A 20,337-nucleotide genomic window follows, 5' to 3' on the forward strand; every position below is an offset into this window, starting at 1 on the left:
AATGCGGCTCCGGCTGCACCCAGCAATTGGCTGCGCGCCGCGTTGCTGCCGCGGCGTTGAGCTGCACCGGTAGGCCAGAGACTTCATGGCCGGACGCTTTGTCGACAGCTGGGATCAAACGACCGTATTGAGATTGCATCAATCTTGACTTTTTTGGTGGCGACACAATCTTCGAAATAGTCGGGGGTTCTCTTAGTCGGCTCAGCCGAAGTCCGTGTATCTGCATGCCCAGTCTCAAAAGCCACGTCGTGTCGTTCGTCCTCAGGTACAGCCGCAAGAAGGCGTTTTCCAGCCCCGAGAACCTGCAGCGCTGGATCGCCTATGCGCGCAGGACGGAAAACCATCAGCCGCCTGCGTCGCTGTGGTCACGCCTGGAGATCACAACCCGCACGATCAACGGCTTTCCCGTCTACGAGATCGCTCCCCAGGCTGGTGAGCGGAGGCGGATTCTCTACCTGCACGGCGGCGCTTACGTCTTTGAAATCACACCCTATCATTGGCGGCTGATCGCCGACATGGCCGACCGCCTCGGGTTCGGTATCACCGTGCCGATCTATCCCATTGCTCCCGAACACGATTTTCACGCCATGTTCGGCATGGTCGGCGCCGTCTACCGCCAGATGTTCGGCGAAACCAGGGCGAATGATATCATCTTCATGGGCGATTCCGCCGGCGGAAACATGGCCGTCGTGCTGACCATGATGGCTGCGCAAGACGGCCTGCCCTTGCCATCACGCCACGTGCTGATTTCGCCCGGTCTCGACGTGTCGCTCGCCAACCCAGAAATGTATGAGGCCGAACGCAACGATCCGTGGCTGGGCATTGCCGGCGGCCGCGAGGCGATCCGGCTTTACAGCGCCGGCATCGATCCCACCGACTGGCGCATCAGCCCGGTTTACGGCGACCTGTCGGTGCTGCCCAAAACGCTGCTGCTGACCGGTTCACGCGATCTGCTCACCCCCGACAATCTGATTTTCGCGGAAAAGGCACGCGCGGCCGGCGTCGAAATTGAGGTCGTCCACGAGCAAGGCATGTTCCATGTCTGGCCGTTGATCGACATGCCGGAGGCGCGTCGCGCGCGGGACAGCATAGTGGCCTTCTTGACCAACGAAACTGACAGTTATCATGCCAAGGCAGGAGAGTTGTCGCTGCAAAGGGCAGACCGCGACGGAACGCCTCGCGATCTGGTTGCGCCGCTCAGGTCGTAGTTGGCTCAGAACTTCCCAGTTTCCCTGAACATCTCAAACGTCGCGCGGATATGGTCGGCGACTGCCTTCACTGGAGCGCTGGCGTCCGGCGTCACCACCATGGCCAGATTGTAGGTGCCGATGTCAGGCATGCCGTCCTTCGGGCACAGCTCGACCATATCGCTGCCGAGGAACGATTTCGGCAGCGGCGCGACTGCAAGATCCGCCATGATCGCGGCGCGCTGGCCGGCCGTGTGTGCGCTCATATAGGCGATACGGTAGTTGCGGCCCTCGCGGCCAAGCGCCTCCAATGCCCCTGCCCGCCAGGCACAGCCCTCTTCCCACAATGAGACCGGCAGCGGCTCACGCAGATGCGCGCAACCGCCCTTGGCACCGGCCCAGACGATCGGCTCGGTGAGCAGCACTTCGGCGCCGATCGCGCTGGTCTTGTAGGAGTTGGTGAGCAACGTGATGTCGAGCGCCCGGTCGTCCATGCGCCGGCGCAGATTGACGCTCTGGTCGATGGTGACGTCGACCGCGATCGATGGATGCGACTGTGCGAACCGCTTCAGCACATGCGGCAGCACACGTTCGCCGTAATCGTCCGGCGAGCCGAGCCGCACCACCCCGACAATGTCTGGAATGATGAACTTCGACACCACCTCGCGATTGATCGACAGCAGCCGGCGCGCATAGCCGAGCAGCATCTCGCCATCGGTGGTCAGCGTCACCGAACGGGCGTCGCGCGCGAACACCGAGCGGCCGAGAATGTCCTCCAGCTTCTTGATCTGCATCGAGACGGCCGACGGCGTGCGGAAGACCGCATTGGCCGCAGTGGTGAAGCTGCCGGTCTCGGCGATCGCGACGAAAGTGCGCAGAACATCCAGATCGAGCAGCGGCAGCGGATGATTGAGTGGGGCGTTCATGGCAAGCGACCTTCAATTTTTCTGATGCAAACCATCATTCCATTTCGTTTGATTGAACATCAGTTTGGGAGGATAGTCAACTCGGTCGGAGGCAGGACGCATCGAAGTGGTCGCGAAACAACCATGACACGGACCTGCAATCGACACGAAATGAAGCTGAAACAAAGCCGGTGTACCGCCTGACGCTGCAAGCGCCGGGACGACCCGGCCCAACGCGAAGGAGAATGAGATGTCTATCCTGTCATCCATCGGTCGGATCGCGACCGAGTTCAGCGAGGCCCGTGCCCGCTACCAGACGGAACGCGCCATCCGCGCGCTGCCGATTGAACTGCAGAAGGATATCGGCTGGCCCGAAGCTGCCGATGCCAAGGCCGGCACTCGCCATGGTGTGGGATCGTGGGCTGGAGCAAAGTAAACCGTGTGTATCAACAGCTGAAGGCCTGCCGCGCAGATCAGCCCGGCAGGCCTTTTTGTTTGTACTCCAATGATTTTCCCGAGCCATGTCGCCGTCGCATGCCGCATATGAGCAAGTCGCATAGCAGCCCGCACTGGCAATCAATGCATTGTAAATAATCGAAAATCCTGGGCAGAATGCCCAAATTTGTCGCATTCCGTGTCGCTTTTCATATCAAGTGCTTCGCTTTTGCGATTTAGTTTCCCCTCACGTAAGCCTATATCATCATCAACAAACGAGCTGCCCCACTCCATCAAGCGAAGGCGACCCGTCTGAGCAACCGAATGGAGATGATCATGAAGCTTTTTGCCCGCCTCTTTGCCCGTCGCGAAATGAACCTGACGACCGCGCTCGAGCGCCAGCGCCTGGCCAACACCATGCCTGGCCAGACCGGTGCCATGGCTGCCGCGCGCCTCGGCTTCGTCGCCTGAGACGCGGCAATCCCGGCGGAAGCAGCCTTGCGCTGCTTCGAAGTCGATCCAGCGCCGCTTCGGTTTTGCCGAGGCGGCGTTTTCGTGTGCGCAGACTGCATAGGCTCGGTTGGTCGATCCGGCGGCATGTCGCGTCCTTCGCCGCATAGCGATCGCCCATTTGCGACCCGTGTCGCAAATAAAGTCGCTCCGTTGCCGTCTAGCCAATTGACAGGAAACGTCTTTCCTGATGTCGCTGTGCTAATCGCGACATCCTGTTCGCGCCATTGCAGCGTGAGGATCTACCCGTGAATGTCGTAAAGCACCCGATCCGGCGATCGTTCGTATTCTTCCTGGTCCCCGATTTCACCATGATCGCCTTCGCGACGGCGCTCGACCCGTTGCGTTCGGCCAACCGCATGCTCGGCTATGAAGCCTATCGCTGGCGGCTCGCCAGCATCGACGGCAAGCCGGTGCGCGCCTCGAACGGCGTCGAATGCGCCGTCAACACCTCGCTAGAGGAAGAGCGCAAGAAAATGTCCGGACCGGACCGGCCGAACATGGCCATCGTCTGCAGCGGCATCAATGTCGAGCGCTACCAGAACAAATCGGCCTTTGCCTGGTTGCGCGAGGAGTACAATCGCGGCGTTGCCGTCGGCGGCCTGTGCACTGGCGCGCATATCCTGGCCGCCGCAGGCCTGCTGTCCAACAAGCGCTGCGCCATCCATTGGGAGAACCTGCCGGGCTTTTCCGAGGCGTTCCCCAAGGCCAATGTCTTCGCCGACCTCTTCGAGATCGACCAGAACATCTACACCTGCGCCGGCGGCACCGCCGCGCTCGATATGATGCTGAAGCTGATCGGCGACGATTTCGACGAAAGCCTCGTCAACCGCGTCTGCGAGCAGGTGCTGACTGATCGCGTGCGCAGCCCGACCGACCGCCAGCGCCTGCCGCTGCGCGCCCGCCTTGGCGTGCAGAATTCCAAGGTTCTGGCCATTATCGAGCTGATGGAAGCCAATCTCTCCGAGCCGCTCTCGCTGATCGAGGTCGCTGATCATGTCGACCTGTCGCGCCGGCAGATTGAGCGCCTGTTCCGCACCGAGATGGGGCGCTCCCCTGCCCGTTACTATCTGGAGATCCGCCTCGACCGCGCCCGGCACCTGCTGATCCAGTCGTCGTTGCCGGTGGTCGAAGTGGCGGTCGCCTGCGGCTTTGTTTCCGCCTCGCATTTCTCCAAATGCTATCGCGAGTTGTACGCCCGCTCGCCGCAACAGGAACGCGTCGATCGCAAGCAATTGCTGGCGGCTTGATCTGGCAAATCAGCAGAGGACCGGCGAAGTGTGATATTCCCGCATCGAGAGATGCCGCATGACCACGAGTTCGAGCCTATCCCAAAAACCGGCCGACCCGCACAGCTTCCGCCTCGATGCAGAAAAATGGGCCGCGTTCATGGCGGCAATGGACGCCCCTACGCGCGACCTTCCACGCCTAAAGCGCCTGTTGAGCGAACCGAGCATCTTTTCCGGTCGCGGTCGAGTGTAGGTTGCGGCGACTATACCTGCGCCGTGCGCATAGCCTCGACGCGGATGTCTTCCGTCAGCCGCGCTTTCAGCGCCGAAAATTCCGGGCTGGTCTTCAGCGTGTAGTGGCGCGGATGCGGCAGGTCGACGGCAACGTCCGATTTGATGCGGCCCGGCCGTGCCGTCATCACGACCACGCGCGACGCCATGAAGATCGCCTCCTCGATGTCGTGGGTGACGAACAGCACCGTTTTTTGCCGGCGCTCCCAGATGCCGAGAAGCAGTTCCTGCATCAGCCCGCGGGTCTGGTTGTCAAGCGCGCCGAACGGCTCGTCGAGCAGCAGGATCTCCGGATCGTTGGCCAGTGCCCGGGCAATCGCGGTGCGCTGCTGCATGCCGCCGGAAAGCTGCTTCGGCCAATGGTTTTCAAAACCTCTCAGCCCGACGAGATCGACGTAAGAAGCGACGATCTCGCTGCGCTCGTGCTCGGCCATTCCACGTTCGCGCAGGCCGAAGGCGATGTTCTCGGCGACCGTCAGCCACGGAAACAGCGTATAGGACTGGAAAACCATGCCGCGGTCTGGACCGGGCCGGTCCACCACCCTGCCGTCGAGCAGAACACGTCCCCCACTCGGCGCTTCGAGGCCGGCGACGATCCTGAGCAGTGTCGACTTTCCACAGCCGGATGGCCCCAGGATGGTGATGAAGTCGTTGGCGGCGACCGCCAGATCGATCGGCATCAGCGCCTTGACCGGCTGCCCACCGCCGACACCGGCGAAGGTGCGCGAGACGCCTTCGATGAGCAGCTTGCTCACGCCAGGCTCCATGGAAACAGCCAACGGTTGAGCGCCTTGAAGGCGAAATCGGACAACAGCCCGATCAGGCCGATGACGATGATGCCGAAGATGATCTGCCCTGTCGCCAGCCGCGACTGGCTGTTGATGATCATGTAGCCGATGCCCGACGACGAGCCGATCAGCTCGGCGACGATGACATAGGTCCAGGCCCAGCCGAGCACCAGCCGCAGGGTCTCGGCAATCTCCGGCGCATTGGCCGGCATGATCACGCGCCGCACGATGCCGTTGTCGGACGAGCCAAGCGTGTAGGCCGCCTCGACTAGGTCGCGCCGTGTGCCGCCGACCTTGACCGCGATGATCAGGATGATCTGGAACACCGAGCCGACGAAGATCACCAGCAGTTTTTCGAGCTCGCCAACGCCCGCCCACAGGATGAGCAGCGGGATGAAGGCCGATGCCGGCAGATAGCGGGCGAAGGAGACGAACGGCTCCAGGAACGCCTCCACGGGCTTCCAGGCACCCATCAAGATGCCGAGCGGCACGGCAACGATGGCCGCCATCAGGAACCCGCCGAAGACGCGCCAGATGGTGATAAGGATGTCGAGCCAGAAGCGGTCCTCGACCAGCAGCCGCCAGCCGTCTCTCACCATCGACAGCGGATCGGCAAGGAAAATGCGATTGACGTGGCCGCCAAGCGTGATCCACGCCCAGAACGCCACGAACAGCACGAAGAACGAAATGCCGAGCACGGTTCGAATGCCCGGCGAGACCGGATGCAAGGGGCGCGGCATCTTCGACCGTCCTCTGATCTGAATGAAAAAGCGGCGGCGCACGCGCCGCCGCCGGGCGACAATCCTGGCGGTTAGTCGGCGACGGCGCTGGTGTCGGCCAACGTCGAGACGTCAGGCGCTTCCTTGATCAAACCCATCTGCAGCAGAAGCTCGCCGGCGGTCTTGGAAAAGTCCTGGAATTCCTTGGTGAAGAACTGCTTGTTTTCAGCCTTGTCGGCCCATTTCAGGTATTTGGCCGACTCTTCGAATTCCTTGGCCGACTGCTTCACGTCGGCACCCATCGTCTCATAGGATTTCGCCGGATCGCTCTTGATCAGGTCGAGTGCCTCGAAATAGCTGTCGGCAAGCGCCTTGCCCGCATCCGGATTGGCCTTGAGGAACTCCGGCGTGCAGCCGACCGTATCGAGCACCATCGGATAGTCGAGAGTGGTGACAAGGATATGGCCCTGGTCGGACTTTTCGCGCACCGCCGAGATGAACGGCTCATAGGTGACCGCCGCATCGTTCTGGCCGGCGAGAAACGCCTGCGCCGCCGCATCCGGCTCCAGGTTGACGACCGTCACGTCCTTGGTCGACATGCCGTTCTTGTTGAGCACCCAGGCCAGCATGAAATAGGGCGAGGTGCCCGGCGCCGAAGACGCGACCGACTTACCTTTGAGATCGGCGACGGTCTTGATGTCGTTGCGGGCGACGATGCCGTCGGCGCCGTAGGATTTGTCGAGCTGGAATATCTGCTTGGTCGTCACGCCATTGGCGTTCCAGACCAGCCAGGTCTCGACCGTGGTGGCGGCGCATTGCAGGTCGCCGCTGGCGATGGCGAGCGGCCGGCTGGCTTGCGGCACCTTCTTCAAGGTGACGTCGAGGCCGTGCTTTTCGAAGATGCCGGCCTGCTTGGCGAGCGTCAGCGGCGCAAAGCCGGTCCACCCACTGATGCCGATGCTGACCGATGTGGCGGCCATCGCCGGCGCGGACAATCCGACGGCAAGCGTCAAGCTTGCGGCAAGAATTCCGATCCTGTTCATGTCGGTTCCCCTTTAATGTGTTCGGATGCGGAATTGTGTCACAGACGCCCGCAGGCTTGTCAATGAAGCAGATGCTGCACTGCGGTATGTCACCATCGACAGCAAACTCCGCCATCAGCGGCTGTCGTACATCCAGCTGCGGTCGCGCCACATTTTTTCGCCAACCAGGCAGTCGGTGACGGGGATGTCCTGTGCCAGCACCAATGGCGGATGCGCCGCCCCTTCCGCCGCTCGCTGCGGCGAGGCCGGACCGGCAAGCTCCAGCACCAGCTTGCGGCGGATGGCCGCCGGAAACTGCGTCCAGTCATTGACCGGGATCATGAAGGAGCCCGGCCCGCCGATGACGCAGTCGCTGTAGTAGCGGTCGAGATTGTTGACATCGTAAGCGCTGCTGAACCCGCCCCTGGTCATCAGCGGCAGGCCGTTGATGGTGATGCCTTGCTTGATCACAGCGTCGCGGGTGATATCGACAGGTGCGCCCTGGTTGTTGGGGCCGTCACCCGAAATGTCGATCACCCGCTTGACGCCCTGGAAGCCGCTTTCAGCAAAGAGATCGCTGGCGAATTCCAGCGCGCCGGAGATCGAGGTGCGCCTGGCACTGGCCGGCGGATGAGCGGAAAGCTGCGCTGCCAGCCGCTCGGCGTCGGCACGATTGGCGATCACCGTCCACGGCACAACGACCTGCTGCCAGGTCGCGCCAGCCCATTCGACATAGGTGACGGCAATCTTGCCATGAGCGCCTTCGCCGATTGCCTGCAGGACATCGTCATGCGTCAGCGCCGCCGCATAGCCATGACGCTGGATTTCGAGCTCGTCCGGCGACATGGACAGCGAAACGTCGACCGCCAGTACCAGTTCGACGTCAACCGGCTCGGCGGCGCGGGAGTTTGCAGTCAGCCATAGCACCGACGCCAGCGCGGCGGCACCCGAGACGAGATGTCTTGCACGGGCAAAACCAGACATGCCGCACGGTAAGCGAAAATCGCCGATCGACAAAGAGAAAAGCCCGGTGGAGAGCCGGGCTCATTCTGTCACATTTTTGCGAACCGCCGGAAAACGAATTTCATTTGTGGATGCGGCGCCCGCCCCGTCCCCGCCATTCCACGGCCTTCTCGACATCCGTCTCGGAGGATGGGTCCGGCTTCGGTTTTCTAGCACCGACCCCGCGCGCTGCCGTCCAGTTCGGCTTGAATGACGGCGGAAGCCACAACAGAATACCTGCAACCGCGGCAGGCAAGATGATCGCAAAACGCAGAATTGAAAGTACGATGCCGCAGATGCCGACGATCTGCGCGGCCCGGCGGACGCCGAAGCGTCTCAGGAACAAATGTCTTGCAATCACGCCGCCATCCAGATCGTAGGCGGGCAGGATGTTGAGAATGATAAGTGACACGTTCAACAATGCGCCAATCCAAAGCGTCCATTCCAGAGGACCGGCCGACCTTGACGGCAGCCACCCGAATGGCCTTTCGGGTACAACTGGGATGAGTTCTCCAAAAACCAGATAATAGGCCGCATCGAAAAACGCGGCGAGCGCGATGTTCGCCAGGGGACCCGCTATCGCAATCCGCGCCCAGGCAGGCGATGGTGCTGCGGCGCGTTTGAAACGCGTGAACCCGCCGAAGAGATATAATTCTATCCTGTCGGTGGCGACGCCTTGTCGGCGTCCGATCCATGCGTGTGCCAGTTCGTGCAGAAATATCGACGCAAACAGAAGCGCTGCAAAGATAGAGGTATGGATCAATGCATCCTTGGGTCGGCTCGCCCACTCGTTCAGGAAGGGCAGCACAATGGGGAATTGCGAAGGTCCAGCTGACGCGAACCGGGATATTCCGGTTCAGCTGAAACACAAGCGCATCGTTTTTTCTATCCCAGCCGATCCGCCGCAAAGGCACCCCCCAATCGCAGCGCGACGGTAAGCGAGAATCATCGCTCCACAAAGCGAGAAGCCCGACAATGAATCGGGCTTCTGCATTCAGGTCCTGCCGGCACTGCTCGGCTTGCCTGTGTGGAGAATCGGCAGGCAAGCAACGGTTAGCTGCGAGGATTGAGGTTCTCCGGGTCGTAGAGCGGCCTGTAGCCGACGGCGGCCACTTCGACCGGGTACTTCTCGCCGAAATATTCGACGCTCAGCTTGCGGCCCTCCTGGCAATACGCCCAGGGCAGGTAGGCGAGCGCGATGTTCTTGCCGAGGGTCGGACCATAGGCCACCGAAGTCGTGAAGGAGCGGCGGCCGAGCTCGTCGACGAGCGTCTCACCGGTTTGCGGGTCCATCACCGGCATCGTGCCGACCGGATAGCGGGGAACGCCATTGGAATCGGTATTGTCCGTCAAGATAAGCGTGCAAAGCATGGCCGGCTGATGCGCCCGGGCGCGATATTCCAGATGCTTTGCCTTGCCGCAGAAATCGGCCTCCTTGACTTTCGGACGGGCAAGGTCGGCTTCCAGCAGATTGTATTCGGTCAATAGGTCCGCATTCTGCAGGCGCAGGCTCTTCTCCAGGCGGCGGCTGTTGGCATAGGTCTCGACGCCAAAGGCCATCACGCCGGTCGACCGCAGCGCGTCCCAGACAGCCAGGCCGTCGTCGTAGCGCATGTGCAGTTCCCAGCCTTGCTCGCCGACATAGGAGATGCGGAAGGCGGTCACGTCCTTGCCGGCGATCCTGACGGGCTTGATCGCGGCAAAGGGAAAATTCTCCGGCGTCAGCCCATCGGGGTTTTCCACGCACTTGCTCAATGTCGCCCGCGCGTTCGGACCCCAGATGCCGACGGTCACATATCTCTCGGTCACATCGGTGACGCTAACGTCGAAGCCTTTGTCCTCTGCCGTCCGGCGCATGTACTGGAAGTCGCGCGGCCCGGCATCGGCGCCGTCGATGACGCGGCAGCGGCCGGCCATGCGGATGACGGTCAGGTCGGCGCGCACCATGCCTTCCTCGTCGAGGAAATGGGTATAGATGCCCTTGCCGATATTGCCGTCACCGCCGATTTTTGCCGCGCACAGCCATTCCATCAGCGCGACATGGTCCGGGCCTTCCACGTCGTACATGGCGAAATGCGACAGGTTGACGATGCCGCAATCCTCGCTCATCGCGAGATGCTCGGCGTTCGAGACGCGCCAGAAGTGGCGGTTATCCCATTCGTTTTGGCGCACCGGCACCCGGTTGCCGTATTTCTCGAGCAGATGCTCGTTGGCGGCGTAGCCATGGGCGCGCTCCCAGCCGCCGAGTTCCATGAAATAGCCGCCGAGTTCCTTCTCGCGCTCCCAGAAGGGCGAGCGGCGGACATTGCGAGCCTTGGAGAAGGGCTCGCGTGGATGGACCGCTGGGTTGTAGACCTTCATAGCGGTTTCGGTGCAGCGATCCCAGATGAACTGTTCTTTCGTCTGGTGCGGATAGAAACGCGAATAGTCGATGGCGTGGTGGTCGATCGCCGTGCGGCCGTCCGTCATCCAGTCGGCGATGAGCTTGCCCATGCCGGGGCCGTCCTTGACCCAAATCGCCACCGCATACCAGAGGCCCCTGACCTTCTGGCTTTCGCCCATCGAGGGGCCGCCGTCCGCCGTCACCTGCAATAGGCCGTTGAAGGAATGGCTCTCATTGTAGCCCAGCTCGCCCAGGATCGGCGTCAGTTCCATGGCGCGCTCGAGCGGCGCCAGGATCTGCTCCATGTCGAGATCGCGTTGCGACGGCGAAAGCCGCGCCTCGTTTTTCTCGAGAATATCGCGCGGATGGCAAAGGCGCGGATTGGTCTCTTCGTAATAACCCCATTCGATCTGCCCGCCTTCGGCGGTCTTGGGGTCGCCGGTATCGCGCATGTAAGCCGAGTTGCCCTGGTCGCGCAGCAGCGGCCAGCCGATCTCCTTGCCGGTGCCGGCGAACTCGGTGTACGGCCCGAAGAAGGTAAGCGGATGGTCGATCGGCATGACCGGCAGGTCCTCGCCCGCCATTTCCGCGATCAGCCGTCCCCAGATGCCGGTGCAGACCACGACATAGTCGGCCTCGATGGTGCCGCGGTCGGTCACCACGCCCTTGATGCGGCCGTTCTCGATGACGAGCGACCTGGCCGACGTATTGGCAAACGCCCTGAGTTTGCCGGAAGCTTCCGCCTGGTCGACAAGCTTGCCGGCGACGGTCTGCGAGCGCGGGATGACGAGGCCGGCGTCGGGGTCCCACAGGCCGCCCTGTACCATCTGTTCTTCGATCAGCGGGAATTTTTCCTTGATCTCGGCGGGATCGATCAGGCGGGCGCGTGTGCCGAAGGCCTTCGCCGAAGCGATCTTGCGCTTGATCTCCGCCATGCGGGCGTCGTCGCCGACGCGGGCAACCTCGAGGCCGCCGATGCGCGCATAGTGACCCATCTTTTCGTAGAAATCGATGGAGTAGAGCGTCGTCCAGCACGACAGGAAGTCATGGCTGGTCGTGTAGCAGAAATCGGAAGCGTGTGCCGTCGAGCCGATATCGGTCGGGATGCCCGATTTGTCGATGCCGACAATATCGTCCCATCCGCGCTCGATCAGGTGATGGGCGACCGATGCGCCGACGATGCCGCCCAGCCCGACGATGACGACCTTCGCCTTTTCCGGAAACCCTGCCATTGCCCGCGACTCCAAGATGCTATTGCGAGCAGACTATAGGGCGGCGCGGCGCCGCGCTTGCAGCCTGTTTGCGACATCGCCAAAAAAGCCCGCGCCACCAGCCCGTCGAATGCAGTTAGACCTACGCCTTCGCCCTGCTCGGTATGAAGGCGCTGCTAGAGCCCGTCCTGCGCAGCTTCGAAGAAAAATGCATACCTTCATCGCCGATTACCGGAAGCAAATAAAAGGCCGGGCGTTTGCCCGGCCTTCAAAAATCATGGCGTCGACTTTACTTGATGCGCGCGACGCCGCCCGAGATCTCGATCGTCTCCGAACCGGTCAGCGCCTCGAGGTCGCCATTCGGCAAGGTAACAAAACAGCCGCTCGGGCAAAATTCCACGGTTTCGCCAGCGGCCAGCGCCAGCTCGGTCTTGCCGCCGCCTTCCGTCACGATCAGCGTGCGGGTCTCGGCGTCCTTGTTGACCGCGCTGGCGGCATGGGCCGAACCGCCCACGGCCAGAAAAGCGACGGCGGCGACGAGAGACTTCCACATTTTGCAGTATCGGTGTTGCCACCGCCTCTGTTGCATTTCGCAAGGCATTCTCGCCGTTTGCAGGTGAGCTTATATGTAATGCAAGCTGAACGGCAACTGAATGCCGCATTCATGCCGCAATTGGTTTCCGAAGGCTTGAAGGCAAGCTCCAAACAGCTAGTCAGGATCGGGCTTCCGTACCTTGCGTCCCGACTTGGCGAGACGTTTCGCCTCGACCGCCGCCAAGGCTTTTGCTTGTTCCCGCTCGGCGAATTCGACTTCGATCTTGTCGTCGTCGATCGGCCACGCCTCGTGCTTTTTGGTCTCGACGACGGCGCGCGGTGTCGACGGAATTTCGATATGCTGGTCGGCGAACACATCGAAGATGGCAAAGCGGATGTCGTTCTGGACGATATTGCCACTAAGAACGTCTGCCAGGAATACGCGGATCTCGAATTCGAGCGCGGCCGGGCCGAAATTGGAAAACAGCACAAAGGGTTCCGGGTTCTTCAGCACCAGCGGATGGCTGCGTGCGATCTCCAACAGGACGCCATGCACGTGCTTGACGTCGCTGCCATAGGCAACGCCGACCTTGATGTCGACGCGGCCGAGCTTGTTGCGGTGCGTCCAGTTGCCGACCGCATTGTTGATCAGGTTTGAATTGGGCAGGATCACCGATTGCCGTTGGAACGTCTCGATCTCGGTGGCGCGCACGCTGATCTTCTTGACCGTGCCGCTGATGTCGCCGGCGACGATCCAGTCGCCGACCTTGAACGGCCGCTCGGCCAACAGGATCAGGCCCGACACGAAATTCGAGACGACATTCTGCAAGCCGAAACCGATGCCGAGGGACAAGGCGCCGGCGACCAGCGCGAGATTGGAGAGGTCGATACCGGCCGCCGAGATGCCGACCAGTGCCGCGACCGCGACACCGGCATAACCGACCGCCAGCCGGATCGAATTGCGCACGCCGGTGTCAACCCGGCCGCGCGCCATCACCGAGCCGTCGAGCCAGCCCTGGAACCAGCGCGTCAGGAAATAGCCAATGATGAAGACGACGACGCCGGTGAGAATGCCGGTGACCGAGATCGTCACCGAGCCGATAGTGAGGCCGGTCGCCAGCTTGTAGGCCCAGGCCTGGATGTCGCCGGGCTGGAAGCCCCACATCAACAGGATCAGCGGCAGGAACACCAGCACAATCATGATGTTGATGGCGGCGCTGACGACAAGCCCGAGCTGGTCGAGGGCGGTCTCTTCGTAGCTTGAATTGGCCGCTAGCCAGCGCCCGATCGAAGTTTTGGCGAAACCGCCTTCCTCGCCGATCGCTCGCGCCGACAGGAAGCCGATATAGGCGGTGACCAGGATGGTGCCGGTGACCACGACCTGCAGCGAGACGAAAATTGCAAGGCCGATATAGCCAAGCAGTGCCGATGCGATGGTGAATAGGCCTAGCGCGACGGCGGTGTAGCGCAGCCACGCCGGCCACGGGCGCCAGCTTCCGTCGGGGGCCTTGAACGGCTTCAGCAGGCCCATAAGGATCAGGATGATGCCGACGACGATGGTGGCGATGAAGCTTCTGGCGATGGTCAGCGACAGTGGCGAGCCCATCTTGTCGTTGACGACAGACAGGAAGTTGTTGCTGCCGATGACGACAGCCATGGCGGTCGTCAGCCGCACCAGCCAGCGCGCCGGGCCGGTTTCGACCGGGATCAAACGCCAGTTCGGCAGTCGGGGCTCGAGCGCTGCGTTGGTCAGGCGGTTGACGCAGAACACCACCGCGATAACGGCAACCAGCGAATTCAGGAAGATGCCGATGTCACCGCGTAAAACATTGTAATAATCGAAGAAGAAGATCGTCGAGACAAGGAAGGCGCCGACCGCCAGCGTCGGCAGCAACGTCGACCAGAACGCCACCGACAGGCGGCTGAGATAGGAGGGGTCCTCGACGGAGGGATCCGCTTCGAAGACGCGGCCGAACAGGCGTCGGCCGCCGATAAAAAGCACTGCAGCGAATGCGAGCGCCATCAAAGTCGCGGCAAGAATGGCCTGGAACTTGAACTTGAAGGCGAAGCTCAGCCAGGATGACACCGCCTTATAGAAGCCGGAAAACTCAGCGTTGGCGTCGGAAAAGACTTCGGGGCTAAGCGCATCGGACAGCACGTAGCGTTTGGTAAGCACATTGCGGAACAGCTCGCTGCGCATGTTGCCGATCTTCTCGATCAGCCCACTGATGCGGATCGACAGGTTCTGCGCGCTGGCAATAACGGCGTTGATCTCGGCTTTTTCGGAAGCCAAGGCCTGGCGTTCACCGGTTACGATGTCTGGCTCGGCCGGCTGGCCCGCGGCCGGCGGAGGTCCCAGCATCTCAATCCGATCGTTGATATCGCCGAGACGCGAGCGGAACGCCAGCGCGCTGGTGAGCGCCGCCCGCGACAGATCCTCCAATTGCAGACGGATTTCCACGAGGGTGGCATCGTCTTGGCCGTCCTGCTGTATCTTCTTCTCGAGACCGTCGGTTTTGGCCGTCAGACTCTGGATGACCTTCTGCTGGTCTGCGATCAACCCGGCGGCGCCCTGCCCGAGTGCCTGCGCCATAGCAACGAGCGACGGCGGCGCCGAGACAACAAGCGCAAGAATCAAGACCAGGCGGAATAAACGAAAGAACATGATTTTTCTGGCGACTCGCGGGCGGCATCGGCAGTTTTGAAGCACGTCCTTGATAAAGAGGCTCATATCACGGGGCAAGTCATCCCAGGCGTCTCGTTTTTCGAAGTCCCGCCAATCGAAGTCGGCCAATCCAATCGAAGTCGGCCAAATCCAATCGAAGTCGGGGAGTCGAAAAGCGATGGCGCAATCTTGGCTTTGCGTTTGCAGCCTGGTCTATACTCTGCCGTAAAGCCTGAAATGGATGACAATAAGAATGGCGGAATATTCGGCCTTTTCGCTTCTCAAGAACGCGCTGACCGGAAACAAGGACTGGACGCCGGCCTGGCGCAAGCCCGACCCGAAAGCGTCCTACGACGTGATCGTCATCGGCGGCGGCGGCCATGGCCTGTCGACCGCCTACTATCTCGCCAAGGAGCACGGCATCACAAATGTCGCGGTGCTGGAGAAGGGCTGGCTCGGCTCCGGCAATGTCGGCCGCAACACCACGGCGGTCCGTTCCAACTATCTCCTGCCGGCCAACACGCGTTTCTACGAACATTCGATGAAGCTGTGGGAGAACCTGGCCCATGACCTCAACTACAACGTCATGTTCTCGCAGCGCGGCTGCCTGAACCTCGCCCACACACCTGCTCAGCTCGACGACTATGCCCGGCGCGGAAACGCCATGCGCCATCTCGGCGTTGACGCCGAACTGATGACCACGGCCGAAATCGCGCGCCTGGTGCCGGCGCTCGACGTCTCGGCCACCGCGCGTTTCCCGATCGTCGGTGGCCTGATGCAGCGGCGCGCCGGCACCGCCCGCCACGACGCCGTCGCCTGGGGCTATGCGCGCGGCGCAGATCGCCGCGGCGTCGACATCATCGAAAATTGCGAGGTCACCGGCTTCCTGCGCGACGGCGACCGCATCATCGGCGTCACGACAACGCGCGGCGAAATCCGCGCAAAAAAGGTAGCGGTCGCGGTTGCCGGCAGCACCGGGCGGGTCATGCGGCTTGCCGGCATCGAGACGATGCCGATCGAGAGCCACGTGCTGCAGGCCTTCGTCACGGAATCGCTAAAACCGTTCATCGATACGGTCCTGACCTTCGGCATGGGCCATTTCTATATGTCGCAATCGGACAAGGGCGGCCTTGTCTATGGCGGCGATCTCGACGGCTACAACAGCTACGCCCAACGCGGCAGCCTGCCGATCGTCGATGAGGTGATGAGCGAGATGCTGGCGCTGTTCCCTGGGCTGGCCCGTGTCCGCATGCTGCGCTCATGGGGCGGCGTCTGCGACATGTCGATGGACGGCTCGCCAATCATCACCACCGGTCCGCTGCCGGGCATGTATCTCAACTGCGGCTGGTGCTATGGCGGCTTCAAGGCGACGCCGGCTTCCGGCTGGTGCTTTGCCTGGACCATCGCCAAGGACGAGCCGCACGGTCTCAACGCGGCCTTCACGCTCGACCGCTTTTACCGTGGCATGGTGATCGACGACAAGGGCCAGGGCGCCACGCCCCGGCTGCATTAGGCCATGATCCCGAAAAGTGGAAACCGGTTTTCGGACAAGATCATGGTCAAACGAGAAGTTTAAGAGATCCATGCTCATCACCTGCCCCTATTGCGGCCCGCGCGACGTGATCGAATTCACCTATCAGGGCGACGGCAATCGCCAGCGCCCACAGCCCGCCTCGCAGAACCTCGACGCCTGGAACGCCTATGTCTACGACCGACTCAACCCGGCCGGCGACCACAATGAGATCTGGCAGCATTCCGGCGGCTGCCGCGCCCATCTCAGGGTCGTGCGCAATACGCTGACGCACGAGATCTCCAGCACCGCGTTCGCGCGCGGCGACCACAACTCGGTTGCGCGGCACCGGGCCGAGGACAAGCCATGAGCCCGCGCCGTACAGAGGCCGGGGGCCGCATCGACCGGCTGCGGACCATCCGTTTCACCTTCGACGGCGCGCCTTATACCGGCCATGCCGGCGACACGCTGGCTTCGGCGCTGCTGGCCAACGGCGTCACCCTGTTTGGGCGTTCGTTCAAATATCACCGCCCGCGCGGCGTGCTGACCGCCGGCGTCGAGGAACCGAACGCGCTGGTCACAGTGTTGAGGGGCGAGGTTCGCGAGCCGAACATCCCCGCCACAATGGTCGAGATTTATGACGGGCTGGCCGCAATCAGCCAGAACCGCTTCCCTTCGCTTGCCTGGGACGTCAGTGCCGTGAACCAGCTCGGCGGCAAGCTTTTGTCGGCTGGCTTCTACTACAAGACCTTCATGGGACCGGTGATCGGTCCGCTGAAGGGCACTCGCTTCTGGATGTTCTGTGAGCATTTCATCCGCCGTGCCGCCGGCCTGGGCAAGGCAGGCACGGCTCCCGATACGGCGCGCTACGAACGCATGAACGCGTTTTGCGATGTGCTGGTAGTCGGCTCCGGCCCGGCGGGGCTGATGGCCGCCAGGGCGGCTGCCGATCAGGGTGCACGCGTCATCCTGGCCGAGCTCGAGCCGCATTTCGGCGGCTCGGCCAATTGGTCGCGCGAGACGATCGATGGCATGCCGGCCGCCGACTGGGCAGCGCGCGCCGCCGGTCAGCTTGAAGGCCGTGACAATATCCGCCTTTTGCCGCGCACTACTGTCTGGGGTTATTATGACGGCAACACGCTTGCCGCGCTCGAACGTGTCACCGACCACAAGGAAAAGGCCGGCAAGGGCGAGCCGCGCCATCGCTATTGGACGATCCGCGCCAAGTCGGTGGTGCTGGCCACCGGCTCCCTGGAGCGTCCGCTGGTCTTTCCGGGCAACGATCGGCCAGGCGTGATGCTGGCGCATGCTGCCGAGCGCTATGCCAATCAATATGGCGTGCTGCCGGGCGACAGGGTCGCGCTGTTCACCAACAATGACAGCGCCTATCGCTCCGCGCTTGCGCTGAAGAAGGCCGGCGCCGTCGTCGTCGCCATCGTCGACGTGCGCCCAGAACTTTCGAGCGAAATGCGCAAGCTGGCCGGCGAAGCGGAGGCCGAGATCCTTTCTGGCCACGCGGTGATCGCCACCGAGGGCGGCAAGGCGCTTTCCGGCTTCAAGGTGCAGCGCTTCGACGTGGTCAACGGCGCGCTTTCCGGCGAAGCGCGCAGCATCCACGCCGATTGCCTGCTGATGTCGGGCGGATGGTCGCCGACCATTCATCTGGCCAGCCAGGCCGGCGCGAGAGCGGAATGGAACGAAGCATTGCAAGCGTTCCTGCCGCCCAAGCCGACGACGCGGCAATGGATCGGCGCCGGCGCCTTCACCGGCAGTTTCTCCACCGCCGAGGCGATCGCCGAAGGCCGCGCCGCCGGCCTTTCCGCAGCGGGCGCAACCGCCACGCCGGCGGCCTTGCCTGCCGTCGAGGCAGCACCTGGCGATCCCGATCCGGCGCCGGTGCTCGAGATCAAGGCCAAGGGAAAGAGTTTCGTCGACTTCCAGCATGACGTGACGGCGGATGACGTGCGGCTGGCGCATCGCGAAGGCTTCGTCTCGGTCGAGCATCTGAAGCGCTACACCACGCTCGGCATGGCAACCGACCAGGGCAAGAGCTCCAACATACCCGGCCTCGCCATCATGGCCGAGGCGCTCGGCAAGCCGATCCCAGAGGTCGGCACGACGCGCTTTCGCCCGCCCTTTTCGGCGGTGTCGATCGGCTCGCTAGCCGCCGAACGCTTCGGCGATCTGAAGCCCGAGCGGCTGACGCCGATGCATGACTGGCACGTCGCCAACGGCGCCACCATGTATTCGGCCGGCCTGTGGTATCGGCCGATGATCTACGGCCATCCCGGCGAGACGATCGAGCAGGCCTATGTGCGCGAAGCGAGAGCCACGCGCGAGAGCGCCGGCATCGTCGATGTCTCGACACTGGGCAAGATCGCGGTGCAAGGCCCCGACGCGGCGGAATTCCTCGACCGCGTCTACACCAACGTGTTTTCGACGCTGGCCGTCGGCAAGGCGCGTTATGGGCTGATGCTGCGCGAGGACGGTCTCGCCTTTGACGACGGCACCACATGGCGGCTCGGCGCGCAGGATTTCCTGATGACCACCACCACCGCCAATGCCGGCAAGGTGATGCAGCATCTGGAATATTTCCTCGACGTGATCTGGCCGGAGCTGAAAGTCCACGTCGCCTCGGTCACCGACCAATGGGCCGGTGCCGCCATCGGTGGGCCGAAGGCAAGGCAGATACTGGCTGCTTGCGTCAGCGGCACCGCCGTCGACAATGCCGCCCTGCCCTTCATGGGCATCGTCCACGGCGAAATCGCCGGCGTGCCGGTGATGATCTGCCGGCTGTCCTTCTCCGGCGAAATGGCCTTCGAGGTCTATTCCGGCGCCGGCTACGGCACCCATGTTTGGGAGGCGCTGATCGAAGCCGGCAAGCCGTTCGGGCTGGTGACCTACGGGCTGGAGGCGCTGGGCACCATGCGCATCGAGAAAGGCCACGTCACCGGTGCCGAGATCGACGGCCGTACCACGGCACGCGACCTGCATCTCGACTGGATGCTGTCGAAGAAGAAGTCGTTCATCGGCTCGGCGATGATGGATCGCGAGGGGCTGATCGCACCCGACCGCCTGGAACTCGTCGGTATTGTTTCGCTCGACAACCAGCCGCTCAATGGCGGCGCACACATCGTCGAGGAGCTTGACGAAGCCAATCCACACGGCTCGCTTGGCCACATCACCGCCTGCTGCTATTCGCCGGCGCTCGGCAAATATATCGCGCTTGCCCTGGTCAAGGGCGGCAAGGCGCGGCGCGGCTCGCGTGCCTACGTTTCCGATCCGTTGCGCAACAGGTTCGGGCCGGTCGAGATCGTCTCCAACCATTTCTTCGATCCGGACGGGAGCCGCATGCATGGTTGAACGCCAATCACCGCTTGAGCCGGTGCTGCATCCGGGCTCGCATGGCAATTTCGAGCACGGTGTCGAAATCATCCTCTCCGAAACCAGGCCGGGGTCGATCCTGCAGCTCGCCGCCTGGCCCGGCGAGGAGAAGACGTTGATGGCCGGCATCCATGCGGTCACCGGCCTGGCTTTGCCCGACGGCGCCGGTGGCGGTGTGACGAACGGCGCCAGGTCGGTGTTCGGCTTTGCGCCGGGAAAATTTACGGTTGTCGATGAAGCCGAGGGATTGGCGCCGGCCTTTGCCGATGTCGTTACTTCGGCCATCGGTACGGTGACCGACCTTTCGCACGGCCGCACCGCGATCCGTATCGCCGGGCCGAAGGCCGAGTGGGTGCTGGCGAAATTCTTCGCCATCGACTTCGCGCTGCCGGCCTTCCCGATCGGCGCCGGCCGCTCGACCATGCATCACGACGTCTTCGCGCAGATCCAGCGCACGGGCGCCGATCAGTTCGACATCTATGTGTTCCGCTCGTTCGCCCGCTCGTTCTGGAAAGCGCTCTGCCATGCGAGCGAGGAAGTCGGCTACGAAGTGCAGTAGAGC

The 20,337-nt window shown here is 62.5% G+C and carries 18 protein-coding genes; 9 read left to right on the top strand and 9 right to left on the bottom strand.

The features are described 5' to 3' along the window. The first annotated feature begins 224 nt into the window (after window positions 1-224). Complete coding sequence (locus tag NKH49_RS24855; protein ID WP_352539654.1) at window positions 225-1,208, top strand: alpha/beta hydrolase; 984 nt, start codon at window positions 225-227, stop codon at window positions 1,206-1,208. A gap of 5 nt (window positions 1,209-1,213) precedes the next feature. On the opposite strand, the gene NKH49_RS24860 is transcribed toward NKH49_RS24855, so the two are convergent. Further along, a complete protein-coding gene (locus NKH49_RS24860) occupies window positions 1,214-2,113 on the bottom strand; it encodes a LysR substrate-binding domain-containing protein (protein ID WP_023676521.1) in 900 nt (299 codons plus the stop codon). Between the two features lie 229 nt (window positions 2,114-2,342). Between NKH49_RS24860 and NKH49_RS24865 the strand changes: the two genes are divergently transcribed. The 4 genes from NKH49_RS24865 (at window position 2,343) to NKH49_RS24880 (ending at window position 4,519) form a co-directional block, all read left to right on the top strand. Then, on the top strand, window positions 2,343-2,528 hold the full coding sequence (locus NKH49_RS24865) for a hypothetical protein (protein WP_352452109.1): 186 nt from the start codon (window positions 2,343-2,345) through the stop codon (window positions 2,526-2,528). Window positions 2,529-2,863: 335 nt separating this feature from the next. Next, window positions 2,864-2,998, top strand: a complete 135-nt coding sequence (locus NKH49_RS24870; RefSeq protein WP_013894968.1) for a hypothetical protein — start codon at window positions 2,864-2,866, stop codon at window positions 2,996-2,998. Window positions 2,999-3,348: 350 nt separating this feature from the next. Next, the gene (locus NKH49_RS24875) at window positions 3,349-4,287 is read left to right on the top strand and encodes a GlxA family transcriptional regulator (protein ID WP_352501106.1); all 939 of its coding nucleotides are present in this window, start codon (window positions 3,349-3,351) and stop codon (window positions 4,285-4,287) included. Window positions 4,288-4,345: 58 nt separating this feature from the next. Continuing rightward, window positions 4,346-4,519, top strand: a complete 174-nt coding sequence (locus NKH49_RS24880; RefSeq protein WP_352928351.1) for a type II toxin -antitoxin system TacA 1-like antitoxin — start codon at window positions 4,346-4,348, stop codon at window positions 4,517-4,519. Between the two features lie 10 nt (window positions 4,520-4,529). Here NKH49_RS24880 and NKH49_RS24885 read toward each other — a convergent pair whose 3' ends face one another. From NKH49_RS24885 to NKH49_RS24920, 8 genes are all read right to left on the bottom strand, one after another. Then, window positions 4,530-5,312 carry an ABC transporter ATP-binding protein gene (locus tag NKH49_RS24885; protein WP_352500960.1) on the bottom strand — a complete coding sequence of 261 codons (783 nt, stop codon included), beginning with the start codon at window positions 5,310-5,312 and terminating at the stop codon, window positions 4,530-4,532. Next, on the bottom strand, window positions 5,309-6,085 hold the full coding sequence (locus NKH49_RS24890; protein ID WP_352539653.1) for an ABC transporter permease: 777 nt from the start codon (window positions 6,083-6,085) through the stop codon (window positions 5,309-5,311). Before NKH49_RS24890 ends, NKH49_RS24885 begins: the two co-directional genes overlap by 4 nt. A gap of 71 nt (window positions 6,086-6,156) precedes the next feature. Next, entirely contained in the window at window positions 6,157-7,107 is a 951-nt protein-coding gene (locus NKH49_RS24895; RefSeq protein ID WP_352452114.1) for an ABC transporter substrate-binding protein, read from the bottom strand. A 114-nt stretch (window positions 7,108-7,221) separates the two neighbouring features. Further along, window positions 7,222-8,070, bottom strand: coding sequence for a DUF1194 domain-containing protein (locus NKH49_RS24900; RefSeq protein ID WP_352681622.1), 849 nt, complete (start codon window positions 8,068-8,070; stop codon window positions 7,222-7,224). 100 nt (window positions 8,071-8,170) lie between these two features. Further along, the gene (locus NKH49_RS24905) at window positions 8,171-8,896 is read right to left on the bottom strand and encodes a site-2 protease family protein (RefSeq protein WP_352928353.1); all 726 of its coding nucleotides are present in this window, start codon (window positions 8,894-8,896) and stop codon (window positions 8,171-8,173) included. Between the two features lie 245 nt (window positions 8,897-9,141). Beyond that, window positions 9,142-11,703 (bottom strand): GcvT family protein, encoded by a 2,562-nt coding sequence (locus NKH49_RS24910; RefSeq protein ID WP_352928355.1) that lies wholly within the window; start codon window positions 11,701-11,703, stop codon window positions 9,142-9,144. A gap of 268 nt (window positions 11,704-11,971) precedes the next feature. Beyond that, window positions 11,972-12,235 (bottom strand): hypothetical protein, encoded by a 264-nt coding sequence (locus tag NKH49_RS24915; protein ID WP_352452117.1) that lies wholly within the window; start codon window positions 12,233-12,235, stop codon window positions 11,972-11,974. 156 nt (window positions 12,236-12,391) lie between these two features. After that, window positions 12,392-14,881: a mechanosensitive ion channel family protein gene (locus NKH49_RS24920; protein WP_352500963.1), complete on the bottom strand. Its 2,490-nt coding sequence runs from the start codon at window positions 14,879-14,881 to the stop codon at window positions 12,392-12,394. Between the two features lie 253 nt (window positions 14,882-15,134). Here NKH49_RS24920 and NKH49_RS24925 point away from each other — a divergent pair, with 253 nt between their 5' ends. The 4 genes from NKH49_RS24925 to NKH49_RS24940 all read left to right on the top strand — a co-directional run bounded on the left by NKH49_RS24925 (window position 15,135) and on the right by NKH49_RS24940 (window position 20,334). After that, entirely contained in the window at window positions 15,135-16,394 is a 1,260-nt protein-coding gene (locus NKH49_RS24925; protein ID WP_352928357.1) for a sarcosine oxidase subunit beta, read from the top strand. Between the two features lie 70 nt (window positions 16,395-16,464). Then, window positions 16,465-16,761 carry a sarcosine oxidase subunit delta gene (locus tag NKH49_RS24930; protein WP_023676536.1) on the top strand — a complete coding sequence of 99 codons (297 nt, stop codon included), beginning with the start codon at window positions 16,465-16,467 and terminating at the stop codon, window positions 16,759-16,761. Continuing rightward, a complete protein-coding gene (locus NKH49_RS24935; protein ID WP_352928359.1) occupies window positions 16,758-19,754 on the top strand; it encodes a sarcosine oxidase subunit alpha in 2,997 nt (998 codons plus the stop codon). The genes NKH49_RS24930 and NKH49_RS24935 overlap by 4 nt, the downstream gene beginning before the upstream one ends. Next, window positions 19,747-20,334 carry a sarcosine oxidase subunit gamma gene (locus NKH49_RS24940; RefSeq protein ID WP_352928361.1) on the top strand — a complete coding sequence of 196 codons (588 nt, stop codon included), beginning with the start codon at window positions 19,747-19,749 and terminating at the stop codon, window positions 20,332-20,334. The genes NKH49_RS24935 and NKH49_RS24940 overlap by 8 nt, the downstream gene beginning before the upstream one ends. Window positions 20,335-20,337: the final 3 nt, after the last annotated feature.

It is taken from the genome of Mesorhizobium sp. M1088 (assembly GCF_040318575.1).
Lineage (GTDB): Bacteria > Pseudomonadota > Alphaproteobacteria > Rhizobiales > Rhizobiaceae > Mesorhizobium.

What these genes read in the sequence shown, in the direction of transcription:
- NKH49_RS24895 (WP_352452114.1), bottom strand. Translation starts at nt 7,107, where the DNA reads ATGAACAGGATCGGAATTCTTGCCGCAAGCTTGACGCTTGCCGTCGGA.
- NKH49_RS24860 (WP_023676521.1), bottom strand. Translation starts at nt 2,113, where the DNA reads ATGAACGCCCCACTCAATCATCCGCTGCCGCTGCTCGATCTGGATGTT.
- NKH49_RS24880 (WP_352928351.1), top strand. Translation starts at nt 4,346, where the DNA reads ATGACCACGAGTTCGAGCCTATCCCAAAAACCGGCCGACCCGCACAGC.
- NKH49_RS24890 (WP_352539653.1), bottom strand. Translation starts at nt 6,085, where the DNA reads ATGCCGCGCCCCTTGCATCCGGTCTCGCCGGGCATTCGAACCGTGCTC.
- NKH49_RS24870 (WP_013894968.1), top strand. Translation starts at nt 2,864, where the DNA reads ATGAAGCTTTTTGCCCGCCTCTTTGCCCGTCGCGAAATGAACCTGACG.
- NKH49_RS24940 (WP_352928361.1), top strand. Translation starts at nt 19,747, where the DNA reads ATGGTTGAACGCCAATCACCGCTTGAGCCGGTGCTGCATCCGGGCTCG.
- NKH49_RS24920 (WP_352500963.1), bottom strand. Translation starts at nt 14,881, where the DNA reads ATGTTCTTTCGTTTATTCCGCCTGGTCTTGATTCTTGCGCTTGTTGTC.
- NKH49_RS24855 (WP_352539654.1), top strand. Translation starts at nt 225, where the DNA reads ATGCCCAGTCTCAAAAGCCACGTCGTGTCGTTCGTCCTCAGGTACAGC.
- NKH49_RS24925 (WP_352928357.1), top strand. Translation starts at nt 15,135, where the DNA reads ATGGCGGAATATTCGGCCTTTTCGCTTCTCAAGAACGCGCTGACCGGA.
- NKH49_RS24910 (WP_352928355.1), bottom strand. Translation starts at nt 11,703, where the DNA reads ATGGCAGGGTTTCCGGAAAAGGCGAAGGTCGTCATCGTCGGGCTGGGC.
- NKH49_RS24915 (WP_352452117.1), bottom strand. Translation starts at nt 12,235, where the DNA reads ATGTGGAAGTCTCTCGTCGCCGCCGTCGCTTTTCTGGCCGTGGGCGGT.
- NKH49_RS24875 (WP_352501106.1), top strand. Translation starts at nt 3,349, where the DNA reads ATGATCGCCTTCGCGACGGCGCTCGACCCGTTGCGTTCGGCCAACCGC.
- NKH49_RS24865 (WP_352452109.1), top strand. Translation starts at nt 2,343, where the DNA reads ATGTCTATCCTGTCATCCATCGGTCGGATCGCGACCGAGTTCAGCGAG.
- NKH49_RS24930 (WP_023676536.1), top strand. Translation starts at nt 16,465, where the DNA reads ATGCTCATCACCTGCCCCTATTGCGGCCCGCGCGACGTGATCGAATTC.
- NKH49_RS24935 (WP_352928359.1), top strand. Translation starts at nt 16,758, where the DNA reads ATGAGCCCGCGCCGTACAGAGGCCGGGGGCCGCATCGACCGGCTGCGG.
- NKH49_RS24900 (WP_352681622.1), bottom strand. Translation starts at nt 8,070, where the DNA reads ATGTCTGGTTTTGCCCGTGCAAGACATCTCGTCTCGGGTGCCGCCGCG.